Annotated in this window: 14 protein-coding genes; 9 read left to right on the forward strand and 5 right to left on the reverse strand. The window is 66.4% G+C overall.

The window, feature by feature from the left end; all coding sequences use genetic code 11:
- Nucleotides 1-113: 113 nt before the first annotated feature.
- The 5 genes from AB0313_RS00730 (at nucleotide 114) to AB0313_RS00750 (ending at nucleotide 4150) form a co-directional block, all read left to right on the forward strand.
- Nucleotides 114-899, forward strand: a complete 786-nt coding sequence (locus AB0313_RS00730; RefSeq protein WP_141941292.1) for an ABC transporter ATP-binding protein — start codon at nucleotides 114-116, stop codon at nucleotides 897-899.
- A 20-nt stretch (nucleotides 900-919) separates the two neighbouring features.
- Entirely contained in the window at nucleotides 920-1705 is a 786-nt protein-coding gene (locus AB0313_RS00735; protein ID WP_307305670.1) for a sulfite exporter TauE/SafE family protein, read from the forward strand.
- Nucleotides 1706-1712: 7 nt separating this feature from the next.
- The gene (locus tag AB0313_RS00740; RefSeq protein ID WP_141941296.1) at nucleotides 1713-2522 is read left to right on the forward strand and encodes an RNA methyltransferase; all 810 of its coding nucleotides are present in this window, start codon (nucleotides 1713-1715) and stop codon (nucleotides 2520-2522) included.
- A gap of 175 nt (nucleotides 2523-2697) precedes the next feature.
- On the forward strand, nucleotides 2698-2955 hold the full coding sequence (locus AB0313_RS00745) for a type B 50S ribosomal protein L31 (protein WP_018761303.1): 258 nt from the start codon (nucleotides 2698-2700) through the stop codon (nucleotides 2953-2955).
- Nucleotides 2956-3052: 97 nt separating this feature from the next.
- Nucleotides 3053-4150 (forward strand): biotin/lipoate A/B protein ligase family protein, encoded by a 1098-nt coding sequence (locus AB0313_RS00750; RefSeq protein WP_366302973.1) that lies wholly within the window; start codon nucleotides 3053-3055, stop codon nucleotides 4148-4150.
- A gap of 66 nt (nucleotides 4151-4216) precedes the next feature.
- Here AB0313_RS00750 and pepN read toward each other — a convergent pair whose 3' ends face one another.
- Nucleotides 4217-6871, reverse strand: coding sequence for an aminopeptidase N (gene pepN / locus AB0313_RS00755; RefSeq protein WP_366302975.1), 2655 nt, complete (start codon nucleotides 6869-6871; stop codon nucleotides 4217-4219).
- A gap of 33 nt (nucleotides 6872-6904) precedes the next feature.
- Complete coding sequence (locus AB0313_RS00760; protein ID WP_366303243.1) at nucleotides 6905-7909, reverse strand: putative sulfate exporter family transporter; 1005 nt, start codon at nucleotides 7907-7909, stop codon at nucleotides 6905-6907.
- Between the two features lie 167 nt (nucleotides 7910-8076).
- Here AB0313_RS00760 and AB0313_RS00765 point away from each other — a divergent pair, with 167 nt between their 5' ends.
- Genes AB0313_RS00765 through AB0313_RS00775 form a run of 3 tightly spaced genes read left to right on the forward strand, consistent with a single transcriptional unit; the run spans nucleotide 8077 to nucleotide 11468 of the window.
- On the forward strand, nucleotides 8077-9633 hold the full coding sequence (locus tag AB0313_RS00765) for a circularly permuted type 2 ATP-grasp protein (protein WP_141941304.1): 1557 nt from the start codon (nucleotides 8077-8079) through the stop codon (nucleotides 9631-9633).
- Nucleotides 9634-9693: 60 nt separating this feature from the next.
- Nucleotides 9694-10620 carry an alpha-E domain-containing protein gene (locus tag AB0313_RS00770; protein ID WP_141941306.1) on the forward strand — a complete coding sequence of 309 codons (927 nt, stop codon included), beginning with the start codon at nucleotides 9694-9696 and terminating at the stop codon, nucleotides 10618-10620.
- On the forward strand, nucleotides 10617-11468 hold the full coding sequence (locus AB0313_RS00775; protein ID WP_141941308.1) for a transglutaminase family protein: 852 nt from the start codon (nucleotides 10617-10619) through the stop codon (nucleotides 11466-11468). Before AB0313_RS00770 ends, AB0313_RS00775 begins: the two co-directional genes overlap by 4 nt.
- Before the next feature lie 65 nt (nucleotides 11469-11533).
- Here the strand turns inward: AB0313_RS00775 and AB0313_RS00780 are convergent, their stop codons facing one another.
- From AB0313_RS00780 to glgC, 3 genes are all read right to left on the reverse strand, one after another.
- Entirely contained in the window at nucleotides 11534-12004 is a 471-nt protein-coding gene (locus AB0313_RS00780; protein ID WP_174237502.1) for a pyridoxamine 5'-phosphate oxidase family protein, read from the reverse strand.
- Nucleotides 12005-12022: 18 nt separating this feature from the next.
- Entirely contained in the window at nucleotides 12023-13474 is a 1452-nt protein-coding gene (locus AB0313_RS00785; protein ID WP_141941310.1) for an SDR family NAD(P)-dependent oxidoreductase, read from the reverse strand.
- A gap of 87 nt (nucleotides 13475-13561) precedes the next feature.
- Nucleotides 13562-14971: a glucose-1-phosphate adenylyltransferase gene (glgC, locus tag AB0313_RS00790; protein WP_307305647.1), complete on the reverse strand. Its 1410-nt coding sequence runs from the start codon at nucleotides 14969-14971 to the stop codon at nucleotides 13562-13564.
- A gap of 102 nt (nucleotides 14972-15073) precedes the next feature.
- On the opposite strand from glgC, the gene glgA reads away from it, so the two are divergent.
- A complete protein-coding gene (gene glgA, locus AB0313_RS00795; protein ID WP_366302979.1) occupies nucleotides 15074-16279 on the forward strand; it encodes a glycogen synthase in 1206 nt (401 codons plus the stop codon).
- Nucleotides 16280-16369 lie beyond the last annotated feature (90 nt).

Raw genomic sequence — 16369 nt, forward strand, 5'->3', positions numbered from 1 at the left:
TAGTCAGCAGCGGAGGAGCGGCCTTAATCGATTGCGGGTACGGTCGCAATGCCATTAGGGTGCCTTCACACCGGTTATCAGTCATCTTCTGTTTTGTCCTAGTGTCTACTCCTATGAGTGATGTTCTGGAACTGGACTCCGTCAGCGTTGTCCGAGGCAAAAAGACCCTGCTGGACAAGGTTGACTGGCAGGTCAATGAAGGTGAACGGTGGGTCATCCTTGGCCCCAACGGCGCAGGCAAGACCACCCTCCTCCAGATCGCGGCGGCCCGGCTCCACCCGAGCAGCGGCACCGCAGGCATCCTCGACGAGATTCTTGGGCGTGTTGACGTCTTCGAGCTCCGGCCGCGGATCGGCCTTTCCTCTGCAGCCCTTGCCACCCAGATCCCCGAGCACGAGAACGTCCTCAATGTTGTGGTCACGGCGGCCTACGGTGTCACCGGCCGCTGGCGGGAGGGGTACGAGCGCGACGACGAACGGCGCGCCTTCCGGCTCCTGAACGACTGGGGCATGGGACCGCTGCTGAACAGGACCTTCGCCACCTTGTCCGAAGGCGAACGCAAGCGCGTCCAGATCGCCCGTGCGCTCATGACGGACCCGGAACTGCTGCTGCTGGACGAGCCCGGTGCCGGACTGGACCTGGGCGGCCGTGAAGAACTGGTCCACAAGCTGGGCGAACTGGCCCGCGACGAGGCGGCCCCGGCCATGGTCCTGGTCACGCACCACCTCGAGGAGGTCCCGCCGGGCTTCACGCACGCCATGCTGCTGCGCGACGGCGGCGTAGTGGCAGCCGGCCCCATCACGGAAGTACTCACCGAAGAACACCTGAGCACCACGTTCGGACTGCCGCTCGCGGTGACCGAGAACGCGGGACGCTACACCGCAACAGCACGCCGCTAGACCGCACCCGCACCAGCGTCGTGGAATTCTTCAGCAGCATCATTGTGTTCATCGCCGGCCTGTGGGCCGGCACCATCAACGCGGTAGTGGGTTCAGGCACCCTGGTCACCTTCCCGGTCCTCATCGCCCTGGGCGTCGCCCCCGTAACAGCCTCCATGAGCAACGCCATGGGCCTGGTCTTCGGCACCGGCGCCGGAGCCTTCGGGTACCGCCGCGAGCTGGCCGGCCGCGGGCGGCAGGTCATGCGCCTGCTGCCGGCATCCGTCCTGGGCGGCATCACCGGCGCGTGGCTGCTGCTGCACCTGCCCGAAAAGGTCTTCCACTATGTGGCCCCCGTCCTGCTGGTCCTGGCCATGTTGATGGTCGTGTTCCAGCCGCGGCTGCAGGACTGGGTCCGCAACCGCGAGGCCAACCCCGAACACGCTGTCCGGGACAAACGCCACGGCGTCCTCCTGGTGGTCCTGGTGTACCTGGCCGGGGTATACGGCGGCTACTTCGTCGCTGCGCAGGGGATCCTGCTGGTGGGCATCCTGGGGGTATTCCTCACCGGCACCATCCAGAACGCCAACGCCATGAAGAACTTCCTGGTCCTCGGCGTGAATTTGGTGGCCGCCATCTCCTACCTGCTGTTCGCCTTCGACCGTGTCAACTGGCTGGTGGTGCTGCTGATCGCCGTGAGTTCCACCATCGGCGGCCTGATGGGCGCCAAGGTGGGCCGCAAGTTGTCGCCCCGCGTCCTGCGTGCGGTGATCTTCAGCCTGGGCATCGTGGCCCTCGGCGTCATGATCGCCAACCTGCTGCAATAATCACCCGGTGACTTTCCACTACCTCGAATCCGCCGACGACCCCCGGGTCAGCGACTACACCACCCTGACCGACGTGCACCTGCGCAAACTCCGCGAACCGGCGGAGGGCATGTACATTGCCGAATCGTCGCGGGTGCTGCGCCGGGCGCTGGCCGCCGGGCACCAGCCGCGGTCGTTCTTCCTCGCCGAAAAGTGGATGGCAGACCTCGACGACGTCTTCCGGGCGTACCCCGACGTTCCGGCCTTCATCGGCTCGGCTGCCCTGTTGGAGGAAATCACCGGATTCCACCTGCACCGGGGCGCCATGGCGGCCATGCAACGCCCCGCGCCGGTGCCGCTTCCGGAGCTCCTGTCCGGGGCCCGCCGCGTGGCGGTGCTGGAGGACATCGTGGACCACACCAACGTGGGCGCCATCTTCCGGTCCGCCGCCGCCCTGGACATCGACGCCGTCCTGGTTTCCCCGCGCTGTGGCGATCCGCTCTACCGCAGGAGCGTCAGGGTCAGCATGGGCACGGTCTTCCAGGTTCCCTGGGCGCGCCTGCAGGACTGGCCCGGGGACCTCGAGGTCCTCAAGGACCACGGCTTCACCGTCGCGGCACTGGAACTGACCCCCGATGCAGAGAATGTCGACGCCGTCGCATCCCGCAACCTGGACAAGCTCGCCCTGGTGCTAGGCACCGAAGGTGCCGGCATGAGCCCCGGGACTCTCGCCGCCGTCGACCTCGCCGTCAAAATCCCCATGCGCAATGGCGTCGATTCACTGAACGTGGCCGCCGCCTCAGCCGTGGCCTTCTGGGAGCTGCGGGCCCGGGACTGACCTGGGCAGGGGGGCGGGAGGCGCCCCGGGTCCGGTTCGTCAGGGCACCCCGCATCGGCTATGATGGATAGCTGGTTGTCCTGCTTTTTCAGCTTCGGCTGATGCAACAGCGTCCAGCCATCCCATTCATACCTGGCAGCTGGCAAAATCCAGCTGCGCGAACAAAGGTCCCATTATGAAGTCTGATACCCACCCTAAGTACGAAGCTGTTGTCTTCAACGACCTGGCCTCCGGCACCAAGTTCCTGACCCGCTCCACCGTGTCTTCCTCCAAGACCATCGAGTGGGAAGACGGGAACACCTACCCGGTCATCGACGTCGAAATCTCTTCCGAGTCCCACCCGTTCTACACGGGCAAGCAGCGCATCATGGACTCTGCAGGCCGCGTCGAGCGCTTCAACGCTCGCTTCAAGGGCTTCGGCGGCAAGAAGTAATTCGTTCGCCCAAGCTTGTTGCAGAAGGCCCGCACCGTTTCCGGTGCGGGCCTTCTGTGTTAGCCGTGCACCCGCTTTCTGCGGCAGGATGGGAAGCATGACCGAGTCAGCCTCTCCTGCCACCAATGCCGCCCCCAACCAGCGCCTTCACGGCGAGTACAAGGTTCCCGGCGGCAAACTCGTGGTGGTGGACCTCGACGTCGTGGACGGCGGCCTTGCCAACGTCTCCGTCAGCGGCGATTTCTTCCTGGAACCGGACGAGGCGCTGGAGGACATCAACGGCGCGCTGACCGGGCTTCCCGAAGGCACACCGGCCAAGGACCTCGCGGCCGCCGTCACCGCCGCCCTGCCCGCTGGAGCGGTGCTCTTCGGCTTCTCGGCTGACGCAGTGGCCGTCACAGTCCGCCGCGCATTGGCCAAGGCCTCCTCCTGGGGAGACCACGAGTGGAACATCATCGCGCCCACCGTGCTGCCCACGGAAATCAACGTGGCTTTGGACGAGGTGCTCACCGAGGCCGTCGGCACCGGTGAACGCACCCCCACCCTGAGGTTCTGGGACTGGCAGGAACCCTCGGTGGTGATCGGAAGCTTCCAGTCCGTGCAGAACGAGGTGGATCCCGAGGGCGTGGCCAAGCACGGCATCAACGTGGTCCGGCGCATCAGCGGCGGGGGAGCGATGTTCATGGAGGCCGGCAACTGCATCACCTACTCGCTCTACCTGCCCCAGACCCTGGTGGACGGGCTCAGCTTCGCCGACTCCTACCCCTTCCTTGACGCCTGGGTCATGGCCGCGCTGGAAAAACTCGGCATCAACGCCTTTTACATCCCGCTCAATGACATTGCCACGGACCAGGGGAAGATTGGCGGCGCTGCCCAGAAGCGCCTGGCCAACGGCGGCATGCTGCACCACGTCACCATGAGCTACGACATCGACGCGGACAAAATGGTGGAGGTCCTGCGGATCGGCAAGGAAAAGCTCTCCGACAAAGGCACCCGCAGCGCCAAGAAGCGCGTGGACCCGCTCCGCCGGCAGACCGGCCTGGCCCGCATGGCCATCATCGAAGCGATGATCGAGGTGTTCAGCGAGCGCTACGGGGCAACGCCGTCACAGCTTGCCGGACACGAGCTGGCCGCGGCCGAGGAGCGGGTGGCGGCCAAGTTCGGCACCCGGGAGTGGCTCCACCGCGTCCCCTGACCCCGGCAGGGCAGTGAGGGCCCTGCTCGCCGCGCAGGAACTGTCCCTGCGCAGGGAGGCCCGCCGTCAATGCGCCGGCCCGGCTTGGGGCGCTGAATTGACGACGGCGGCCTGCGCCGTGAGTGCCCGCAGCAGGTGGCTGCGCTGCTCAATGATGATCCGGCGCAGGGCATGCGGGGCGTCCGGGTTGGCGGCCAGCCAGTCGTCCGTCCGCCGGACGACCGGGTGGTCATCGGGGCGGACACCGGGCACCAGGTCCTGGGCGGCAGGGTAGAGGCCCCGGACGATCCGGCTGGCGATTTCGATGCTGCGCGTGTCCCAAACAGTCCGCAGGCAGTCGAAGTAGGGCTCCGCGTATGGCTCCAGGAGCGCCGGCGGGGCTGTGGTGAAACCGCTGATGGTGGCAGTGAGGAGCTGGTTGGACAGTTCGTTCCCGTGGACGGCTGCGTCCCAGGCCGCGGCCTTGACCTTGGATTCCGGCCTGGACGCCATGGCAGTTGCGTGCCCGGCCCGGCCGGAGGCGGTGGTGTCGCGGGCCAGTTCTGCATCCAGCTCACCGGCGGTGGCCTGGCCATTGGCGGCCAAGGCGTGCCAGAGGTGCCATCGAAGTTCGGCGTCCACCGCCAGCCCCTCGACCGCGGACGTTCCGTCCAAAAGCCCGCGCAGCCGGGGGAGCAGGGCATCGTCATGCCGGCTCAGGGCGGCCACGGTGCGGGCCCAGGCAAGCTGCTGGTCCGAGCCAGGCACAGCCTCATCCAGCTGGGCAGCGGCTGCCGCCAGGAAGGATGCACGGACGCTGCCGCGGGTGCCGGCCGGCGTGTAGCGTTCGACGGCGGTCGCAGCGTTGTCGAGGACGTTCAGGAGTACGCCGATCCCCGTCTCAGCCGGGGCGAAGGCGGTCACTGCGTCAACGTACAAGGATGCGGGGCTTTCGCCATCCCGGGCCGAGTTCCAGAGCGACGTCCAGCAGAGGGCGCGTGCCATGGGATCGGTGATCCTGTCCAGCGACGAACGGACGGTAGCTTCGGAGACCGGGTCCAGCCGGACCTTGGCGTAGGTGAGGTCGTCGTCGTTGACCAGCAGGAGCGCAGGCCGCGGCTGTCCGGCAAGCTGGGGCAGCTCCGTGCGTTTGCCGGCTATGTCGGTTTCGATGGTCCCGGTCCGCACCAGGGCGCCGTCGGCGTTGAAGTCGTAGGAACCCACGCGGAGGCGGTGCGGCCGCAGCTCCTCCCGTCCCGTGACCGGGTCCGTTGCCTCCTGGACGATTGCCACCCTGCCCGGCACGCCGTCGTCGTCCGCTTCCGTGTTGCCGGCACCGATGTCCAGGGACAGTGTGGAAATTCCCGAGGTCTGAAGCCACTGCCGGGCCCAGGCGGACAGCTCACGCCCGGAGGCGGCGTCCAGGGCTGCCAGGAGGTCTGCCAGCGAGGTGTTTCCGTAGGCGTGCTTCCGGAAGTACTCCCGCGACCCCGCGATGAAGGCGTCAAAGCCCACATACGCCACCAGTTGCTTGAGCACCGAGGCGCCCTTGGCGTAGGTGATGCCGTCGAAGTTCTGCTTCGCCGCCTCCAGGTCGGGGATGTCGGCCACGATGGGATGGGTGGTGGGGAGCTGGTCCTGGACGTAGGCCCATGCCTTGCGCTTGTTGGCGAAGTTCACCCACGCGGTGTCCCAGTCCGTGGCCCGGTCCACGCCGAGGGTTCCCATGTAGTCGGCGAACGATTCCTTGAGCCACAGGTCGTCCCACCACTTCATGGTCACCAGGTCCCCGAACCACATGTGGGCCATCTCGTGGAGCAGGGTGTTGGCCCGGCCCTGGTACTGGGCGTCGGTGGCCCGGGACGTGAAGACGTAGCTTTCGGTGAAAGTGACCAGCCCGGGGTTCTCCATGGCGCCGAGGTTGTATTCGGGCACGAAGGCCTGGTCGTACTTGCCCCACGGGTAGGGGAGATCGAAGAGGCGGTTGAAGAAGTCCAGGCCCTTCTTGGTCAGGCCGAACAGCTCTTCCGTGTCGAAGGACGCCGTCATCGACGCCCGGCAGTAGAGGGCCAGCGGCACATCAAGGTGCGTGCCGTCGTCGAGCGTTGCCTGCCAGCGGTCCTCTGCCTTGAAGTAGGGGCCAGCCAGCACCGTGGTGATGTAGGTGGACATGGGCATCGTTGTGGCGAAGTCCCAGCAGGCCGTGGCGGGGTCGCTGGTGAGCAGGGTGCGCTGCACTTCGGTACCGTTTGAGGCCACCTGCCAGTCGGCGGGAGCCATGACGTGGAAGGTGAAAGTGGCCTTGAGGTCCGGCTGTTCGAAGTTGGCGAAGACCCGGCGGGCGTCAGCAGGCTCGTACTGGGTGTAGAGGTAGCATTGGCCGTCGGCGGGATCCACGAACCGGTGCATGCCCTCGCCGGACCGGCTGTACAGGGCTGTTCCGGTGACGGTGACCTGGTTCTCTGCCCGCAGGTTGTCCAGCCTGATCCGCGCGCCCTCCACCACATCCTCCACGGGCAGGCCCTTGCCGTTGAGGAACACGCTGTGCACGTCGCTGCCGATGAAGTCCAGGAAGGTGCTTGCGCCCGGTTCTGCTGTGAAGGTGATGACGCTGCGGCTCGTGTAGCCCGGGACTGCCGGATCCGCAGCCTGCCGCACGTCCAGGGACACGTCGTAGCTGGTGGTGCTGACCAGGGCTGAACGTTCAGCGGCTTCGCGGCGCTGCAGATTCTCATGTGACACCCGGCTATCTAATCACGGTGCCGTTTCATCGGCTCAGCCTGCGATGAGGAACGCTGCGCCCAGCCCCAGTACGGCAATCAGGAGCCACGAAGCCAGGGCTGCCAGGAGTGCCTGTCCGCCGGTGTGCAGCAGGGTCCGGATCCGCACCGCCGAGCCCAACCCGAACAGCGCGGCACCCAGCAGGATGTCCTGCAGCGTTGCCCCGGCCTCGAGCCAAGGCGACGGCAGCCAGCCCGTGGACCGGAGCGCCACCATGGCCATGAACCCCACAACAAACAGCGGCACTACGGGCGGCATTTTCGATTTGGTTCCATCCGCGGCACCCAGGTCACGCGCGCGGACCCTGTGGTGCGCGCCGGCCATCGCGGCCACAGGTGCCAGCAGGAGCACCCGGGTGAGCTTGACGACGACGGCGATCGCCAGGGCGGCGGTTCCGGCGGTTTGCGCCGTGGCCACCACCTGGCCCACGTCGTGCACAGAGGCCCCGGTCCAGGCGCCGAACACAGCGGCCGAAAGTCCCAACGGGTGGGCCAGCAGGGGAAGGACCCCGATGGCCAGGGTCCCGCAGAGGGTCACCAGGGCCACGGGCAGGACCGTGTCAGCATGCCGGATGCGCCGGACGGCGGCCACGGCGCCAATCGCGGAAGCCCCGCAGATGGAGAACCCGGTGGCCACCAGGAGCGAGGTCACCGGCGGCAGGCGGAAGAGGCGCGAAATCGCGTAGGTCCCACCGAAACTGGCCGCCACGACGGCCACAATCATGACCAGCGCCAGCCACCCCAGGTGCAGGACATCCATGATGCTGACCTTCAGGCCCAGGACCACGATCCCGGCACGCATCAAATGTTTCCCCGCGAAATCCAGTCCAGGCCGCGCCCGGCCACCGGTCCAGGTACTGGCGCCGGGGAGGTTGGCCGCGAGGACGCCGAGCACAACGGCGAGGGTCATCGCGGGCAGCGCCGGGACAAGCCCGTGCAGCACGAAGGCCGCCGCGACGGCAGCTGCTGCTGTCACCAGGCCGGGCAGCAAGCGTCCCAACCGGGTCCCGGAACTGCCGGGAGCGGGTTCTGGGAGGCTTCTGCTGACGGGCACTCACCTACTGTGCCTGAAAGGCCCAGTAAAGTACGAACCGGGCCATCGGCGCCAACACGCCAGAATGGATGGCAGTAATGAACTCGAAACAAAAAGATGGTTGGCTATTGGACATGTCAGACCTATTCCAGGATTACTCCGAGGCCGCTGGCCGCACCGGAGCCTACGACGAGATGTTCGCCCCGGGGCAACAGGCGAGGGACTCGTACGGGCAGGTGGCGGAGGCACTCCGGAAGCTCTCCCTGGCGGACGTGAGCGCGCGCGCCGACTCCATGGCACGGACCTTCCTGGACCGCGGCGTCACGTTCGACTACGCGGGCGAGGAGCGGCCCTTTCCGCTCGACATCGTGCCCCGGGTCATCCCCGCAGCTGAATGGGATGTCCTGGAACGGGGAGTGGCCCAGCGCGTCCGCGCCCTCGAAGCCTTCCTGAACGACGTCTACGACAAGATGACCGTGGTGTCCGACGGCGTGATACCCCGCCAGCTCGTCACCACCAGTGCGCACTTCCACCGGCAGGTCCATGGATTCGAGCCTGCCGGCGGCGTCCGCGTCCACATTTCGGGTATCGACGTGGTCCGCGACGCAGCAGGTACCTTCCGCGTCCTGGAGGACAACGTCCGGGTCCCCTCAGGAGTCAGCTATGTCCTGGAGAACCGGCGCGCCATGGCCAAGGGCCTTCCTGAAGCCTTCGGCCAGCAGCTCATCCGGCCCGTGGAGGAATACCCCCGCCGGCTCCTCTCGGCCCTGCGCAAGACCGCGCCTGCAGGCGTGGACGATCCCACCGTCGTCGTCCTCACCCCGGGCGTCTTCAACAGCGCCTACTTCGAGCACACCCTCCTGGCCGGCCTCATGGGCGTGGAACTGGTGGAAGGTCGCGACCTCATTTGCCGTGGCAACCGCGTCTACATGCGCACCACCGCCGGTGAGCAGCGTGTGGACGTGATCTACAAGCGGATCGACGACGACTTCCTGGACCCGCTGCAGTTCCGGTCCGACTCCATGCTGGGCTGCCCAGGACTGGTCAACGCCGCCCGCGCCGGTGGAGTCACCATTGCCAACGCGGTGGGCAATGGCGTTGCCGACGACAAACTGGTTTACAGTTACGTCCCTGACCTGATCCGCTACTACCTCAGCGAGGAGCCCATCATCGCCAACGTGGACACCTACCGGCTCGAGGAGAAGGAAGCCCGGGAGTACACCCTGGACAACCTCGCGGAACTGGTGGTCAAACCCGTGGACGGTTCCGGCGGCAAGGGGCTGGTCATCGGGCCCGATGCCTCACCGGACGAACTGGACGCCCTCCGCCAGCGGATCATCGCCGACCCCCGCGGCTGGATCGCCCAGCCCGTCCTGCAACTGTCCACCGTCCCCACCCTGGCAGGTGACAAGTTCGGCCCCCGGCACGTGGACCTGCGCCCCTTCGCCGTCAACGACGGCGACAACGTCTGGGTGCTCCCCGGCGGCCTCACCCGCGTAGCGCTCAAGGAAGGCTCCCTGATCGTCAATTCCAGCCAGGGCGGCGGCTCCAAGGACACCTGGGTCCTGGCCGACTCGCCGCAGATGCCGGTGGAAACCGTGCCCCGTCAGTCCGTCACCGTCCGCGAGCGCGTCTCCGTGTGGCCCGTGGAAAGCAATTGGCGCGACCGCCAGTCGGAGCAGCAGCAGTGAGCCGCTTCGCCGTCGTGCATGTCTTTTACAACGTTCCGGGCGCGCAGGAGGTAGCCGCGAATGCTTAGCCGTATTGCCGAGTCCCTGTTTTGGATCGGCCGCTACGTGGAGCGGGCGGACGGTACCGCCCGAATCCTCGACGTGCACCTGGAGCGCCTGAACCACCTCCCCATGGAGGAGCGCAAAAGCGTGGCCCAGGAACTCCTGGCGGTCATGGGCGCCCGCCCGCAGAGCGAGGACTTTGGACTCCCCGAACTGCTCCACGCCCTGGCGTACGACAAAACCAGCGCCACGTCCATCGCAGGCTCCCTGGGTGCGGCCCGCGAGAATGCACGGCGTGCGCGTGAGACGGTGTCATCGGCCCTCTGGGAGAGCCTGAACACCACCTACTACGGCCTGAGCCAGCACCGCAAGGACGTGGTGGGCACCTACCGTTTCTGCAACTGGACGCTGGAGCGCACGGCGATGGTCAGCGGCCTCGCCGATACCACGGTGAGCCATGACGAAAGCTGGCTGTTCCTGGTCCTGGGGCGTTCCCTGGAACGCGCAGACATGACAGCCCGGATGCTCTCCACCCGCGACGTGCTGTCCGCCGGCATGTCCTGGGTCAACATGCTGCGCTGCGCGGGCGCCTACGAATCGTTCCTCCGCACCCGCCGGGCGGCCTTCGGCGACCAGCACGCCGCCGAATTCCTGCTCCTGGACCGGCTGTTTCCGCGGTCCATCGTCTACGCCCTGCGGGATGCCGACGAGTGCCTGGCCAAGCTGGACCCGTCCGCGCAGAGGGTGGGGTTCATCAACGACGCCCGCCGCATCGTGGGACAGGCCCGGACCTTCCTGGAGTTCCACCGGACAGACGACCTCATGTCCGAACTTCCCGAGCACATGGAACGGGTCCAGAAGGCAGTGTCCCAGGCTTCGGACGCCATTTCCCGTAAGTACTTCAATCAGGCGGACGAGCTTGCCTGGGTGGGAGAACTGTCATGACCCGGTTGAGCATCGTCCACAGGACGGCCTACAAGTACAACAAGCGGGTGACCCTGTCCTACAACGAGGCCCGGATGACCCCCCTGACCGACTCGCAGCAGGTGGTGCTGGAGTCTGTGGTGAAGGTGTCCCCGTCGCAGGCGGCGGTGAGCACCTACCGGGATTACTGGGGAACCAGGGTCACCGCCTTTGACATGCAGATGCCGCACGAGAACCTTGAGGTGGTCTCCAACATCACGGTGGAGGTGCACCGGGCGGAAAAGATCCCGGCCGAAGCTGACATCGTGGGCTGGGACGACCTCAAGTCCCCGGAGACCCTTGACGCCTTCAGCGACTGGCTGCCACAGTCCCGGCTCAGCGGCCCCGGCGACGAAGTGCTGGGCATCATCCCGGACGTCGTGGCGGGAAAGAACCCGCACGAGGCAGCCATGGCCATCTTTGCCTGGATGCGCGGGGAAATGACCTACATGTCCGGCTCAACGGCCGTGACCACCAACGCCGAGGAAGCCTGGGGCCAGCGCCAGGGGGTTTGCCAGGACCTGGCGCACCTGGCCATCGGCGCCTTGCGGAGCTGCGGTATCCCGGCGCGCTACGTCTCCGGCTACCTGCACCCGCGGTCAAGCGCCGGAATCGGCGAGACCGTGGCCGGGCAGTCGCATGCGTGGCTTGAGTGGTGGGATGGGGACTGGCGCAGCTGGGACCCCACCAACCACAAGCCCGCCGGCGACTTCCACGTCACGGTGGCCAGGGGCCGGGACTACCGCGATGTGTCCCCGCTGAAAGGCATACTGTCCGGCGGCGGCGGGTCCGCGCTGAAAGTCAGCGTGGAGATCACCCAGCTGGCCTGACACCGTGGCTTCCCCGGCCGACCTGGCCGGGGGATCGCCAGCAGGCCGGCTTTGGTCCCACGTGCTTACTCGGGGGCTGTCCTGGCTGAGCCGTTGATCTGGGTCCACCAGGTCATCGGATCGGTGACTTTGAAGCGGCGCCCCGTCACCGAATCCGGGGTGACGCGCACAAATGCGTCTTTCCGTCCGGACTGCCAGGGGAAGAGGTACAGGCGGGAGGTTTCCAGTACCTCCTCAGTGCTCTTGACCAGGGCGGCAGTGCCCTTGACCACCACGCTCCACGCCAAGCCAGTGTCGGGGTCCACGCCGTCCGCTTCGACGGCGACAGCCGCATCGCCGCCGGTTGCTGCGGACAGTTTGGTTCCCTGGGCGGTCCGGAAGACCAGCGTGCCGCCGTCCACTGTGTAGTTGACCGGGAAGATATCCGGACGGCCGTCAGCCAGCACCGCCAGTCTTCCCACGGACACCGTCCGCAGCAGGGCCCAGCATTCGTGGTGTTCTAGGTTCTGCACCTGGCTTGATGACTCGTTGCTCATGCCGTGAGCATACGCCCATCACCAGGGGCTGGGCTTGTAATCCTTCAGGAAGACACCGTACTGGTCCTCACCCTGTTCACCCATGACGATGGGATCGTAGACCCGGGCTGCGCCGTCCACCAGGTCAAGGGGCGCGTGGAAGCCTTCCTCCATGAGCCGGACCTTGGTGAAGTGCGGGCGTTCGTCCGTGATCCAGCCCGTGTCCACGGCCGTCATCAGGATGCCATCCGCGTCCAGCATCTCCTGGGCACTGGTACGGGTCATCATGTTCAGCGCCGCTTTCGCCATGTTGGTGTGCGGGTGCCCCGGCCCCTTGTAGGCCCGGGAAAACTGGCCCTCCATGGCGGAGACGTTCACGATGTACTTCCGGCGGGCAGTGGAGCGCCGCATGGCGCCACGAAGCCGGCTGACCAGCAGGAACGGCGCGGTGACATTGCAGAGCTGCACCTCGAGCATTTCGAGCGGATCCACCTCGTCCACCACCTGGGTCCAGCTGTTGATGGTGGCCAGGTCCGGCACCAGGCCGCCGGCGTCGATTGCGGTGCCCGTGGCGATGCGTTCCAGGGAGGCGGACCCGGTGGACAGCGCCAGGGAGGTGATGGCGTCCCCGGCCAGCACGGGGTGCTCGGTGACACTGCCGGCAAGGGCCAGCGGGTGCTTGTCGTGCGCGTGGCCGAAGGTCAGGAGTTCGGGGCCGCCGTTGGCCTGTTCCAGCGCGGCGGGGAGGGGTTCGTCCTCAGCGTCCACCAGTGGCTTGTAGGCGTTGCCCGAACGGCGCACGGTCTGCGCGGCGTTGTTGATGATGATGTCCAGGGGTCCGGCCTCATTAAGTGAGTCGGTCAGGGCCATCACCTGGGCGGGGTCACGCAGGTCGATGCCTACGATCCGGAGCCGGTGCAGCCACTCGCCGCTGTCCTCCATGGCCGCAAACCGGCGTGCGGCGTCCTTGGGGAAGCGGGTGGTGATGGTGGTGTGGGCGCCGTCCCGGAGCAGCCGAAGGGCGATATACATCCCGATCTTGGCGCGGCCGCCGGTGAGAAGAGCCCGGCGTCCGGTGAGGTCGGTCCGGGCGTCCCGCTTGCTGTGGCTGAACGCCGCGCATTCCGGGCACAGCTGATGGTAGAACGCGTCCACCTGGGTGTAGTGCTGCTTGCAGATGTAGCAGGGGCGGGACCGGATGAGGTGCCCCGCGATCTTGCCGGTGGCAGACGGAGCCAGCTTGTTGCCGCGGGTCTCGTCGTCGATCCGGTCCGGCGCGGCTGTGGCAGTCTGGGCGATGACGGCGCGGTCGGCCTCGGCGATGGTATCGCGCTTGGTGACCCTCCGGTGGCGCTTGACGGCCTTAAACATCTTTCCGGTGGCGCGGCGCACCGAGATGTAGTCCGGGTGCTCCTCGTCGTACGCGTGGATGGTGTTCAGGACCTTGAGGCAGGCCTGGATGTCCTCAGGGGTCAGATCGGGGGAGCTCATTGGGAAAATTTTACCGTGAACGCCGCAGGCCGGGACACCACGAGAGGTGCCCCGGCCTGCGGATGCCGTAGAGGTCGTTGGTCAGGGTCAGGAGATCCGGGCCCCGGGTGTCGCTTCCGCCGCTGCGGCGGCATGGGCGCCGGCCACCTTGTCCACCGTGTCACGCACGTCCGGGTACTGTTCGGCGGCAGCCTTCACAGCGTTCGGGATAAGACTCAGGTGCCGGGCAGCGAGCTGGCGTTCCTCGTCACCGGGCTCCGGCACTTCCTGGCCTTTGGCGAGGACGGTGATGCCGGATTCTGTGACCTTGAAGCCGCGTGCCCGGTCAAGGTCCGGGTCCAGGCCGATGGCGGCACCGGCGGGAACTTTGACGTTCTTGTCCAGGATGGCCCGGTTGACCACAGCACCTTCACCGATCTGCACTTTGTCCATCAGGACCGAATCGATGACCCTGCCGCTGGTTGCGACATAGACGTCGTTGGAGAGGACGGAGCCTTCCACCACGCCGCCGGAGATCACCACGCCGTTGGCCACGATGGAATCCAGGGCGGTGCCAATGGTGTTGTTCTCGCCGCGGACGAACTTGGCCGGCGGGGAGATGCTCTGGCGTGTGTAGATGGGCCACTCGGAGTTGTACAGGTTGAACACCGGCAGCGGCGAGATGAGGTCCATATGGGCATCGTAGAACGAGTCGATGGTGCCGACGTCGCGCCAGTAGGTGCGGTCGCGCTCGGTGGAGCCGGGGATGTCGTTCAGCGTGAAGTCGTAGACACCTGCCTCGCCGCGGTTCACGAAGTAGGGAATGATGTCACCGCCCATGTCGTGCTTGGTGTCCAGGCGTTCGGCGTCCACATGCAGCGCGGCCACCAGGGCGTCGGCGTCGAACACGTAGTTGCCCATGGAGGCGAGGAACTGGGAGGGGTCTGCGGCAAGCCCGGGAGTGCTGGCGGGCTTCTCAACAAAGGCGGCAATCTTCTGGGGGTCGTTCTGGTCCACCTCGATGACGCCGAACTGGTCCGCCATATGCAGCGGCTGCCGTACCGCCGCCACGGTGGCTTTGGCCCCGCTGTTCACGTGCTGGGCCACCATCTGGGCGAAGTCCATGCGGTAGACGTGGTCGGCGCCGACCACCACCACGATGTCCGGGTTGGCGTCGTGGATCAGGTTCAGGGACTGGTAAATGGCGTTTGCGCTGCCCAGGAACCAACTCTTGCCCACGCGCTGCTGTGCCGGCACCGACGCGATGTAGTTGCCCAGCTGGGTAGACATGCGCCAGGTTTCGGAGATGTGGCGGTCAAGGCTGTGCGACTTGTACTGCGTCAACACGACGATCTGCAGGTAGCGGGAATTCACCAGGTTGGACAGCGCGAAGTCAATCAGGCGGTAACTGCCGGCAAAGGGCACAGCAGGCTTGGCCCGGTCTGCCGTCAGCGGCATAAGTCGGTTTCCCTCGCCACCTGCGAGGACAATGGCCAGGACTTTTTTGGTCAACGGCATAATGGTCGCTCCTGTACGCCTTCGTAACTCCCCAAGACAGTCCGGTAGGCCCGGACTCCTTCACACTAGAACAGTTATCCGTGAACGACTACCTTGGGTCTTGTGCGAATAGACATTGTGACTAAAGAGTTCCCGCCGGAGATCTACGGTGGCGCCGGGGTGCATGTAGCCGAATTGAGCAGGGTGCTTAGTAAGCATGTTGACCTGCAGGTTCGTGCTTTCGGAGCTCCCCGCGATGCCGACTACCACGGAGCAACCGTGACGTCGTATCAGGTTCCCGAGGACCTGGGCGGGGCCAATGCGGCGGTTCAGACCCTGGGTGTGGACCTGCGCATTGTGCCGGACGTGCAGGGCGCGGACGTGGTCCATTCGCACACCTGGTACGCCAACATGGCCGGGCATCTGGCCTCCTTGCTGCACGGAATTCCGCACGTTCTCAGCGCCCACAGCCTCGAGCCGCTGCGGCCCTGGAAGGCCGAGCAGCTGGGCGGCGGCTATGCCCTGTCCTCCTGGGTGGAGAAGACGGCCTACGAAGCGGCAGCGGCCATCATCGCCGTGTCCGAGGGCATGCGCCAGGACATCCTGCGCAGCTACCCCAACGTGGACCCGGAAAAGGTCCGGGTGGTCCACAACGGCATCGACGTGGAGCTGTGGCAGCGTGACGAAAACGACGACGCCGTCCGCGCCCTGGGCATCGATCCCGCCAAACCGAGCGTCGTCTTTGTGGGAAGAAACACACGCCAGAAGGGCGTCCCGTACCTCCTTCGGGCGGCCGCGCAACTTCCGGCGGACGTCCAGTTGGTGCTGTGCCTCGGTGCTGCGGACACCCCGGAACTGGCAGCGGAAACCGCCGCTTTGATCGAGGACCTGCAGAAGCAGCGCACCGGCGTGGTGCTCATCGAACGCATGTTGCCGCGCCACGAGCTGATCCAGGTCCTAAGCCACGCCACCGCCTTCGCCTGCCCGTCCATCTACGAACCGCTGGGCATCGTCAACCTCGAAGCCATGGCCTGTGGCGCGGCAGTGGTGGCCAGCGCAACCGGCGGCATCCCCGAGGTTGTCGACCATGGCCGCACCGGCCTTCTGGTTGACCTGGAACAGGTGACCGACGGCACGGGGACGCCCTTGGACCCCGAGAAGTTCGTCCGCGAGTTCGCTGACGCCCTCATTGAGGTGGTGTCCGATCCCGAACGCGCCCGTGCCATGGGACAGGCAGGCCGGGAACGGGCTGAGAAGCACTTCTCCTGGGAGTCCATCACCGAGACCACCCTTGAGGTCTACCGCTCGGTGCTCCCGGCCGGAGCCTGAGCGTCCCGGCGGTGCAACGCACGATGGCGCCGCTTCCCTTGGCAGGGGAGCGGCGCCGTCGTTGTTTCCGTGCTTCGGGGCATGCTGTTT

The sequence above is a fragment of the Pseudarthrobacter sp. NPDC080039 genome (assembly GCF_040702335.1).
Classification (GTDB): domain Bacteria; phylum Actinomycetota; class Actinomycetes; order Actinomycetales; family Micrococcaceae; genus Arthrobacter; species Arthrobacter enclensis_A.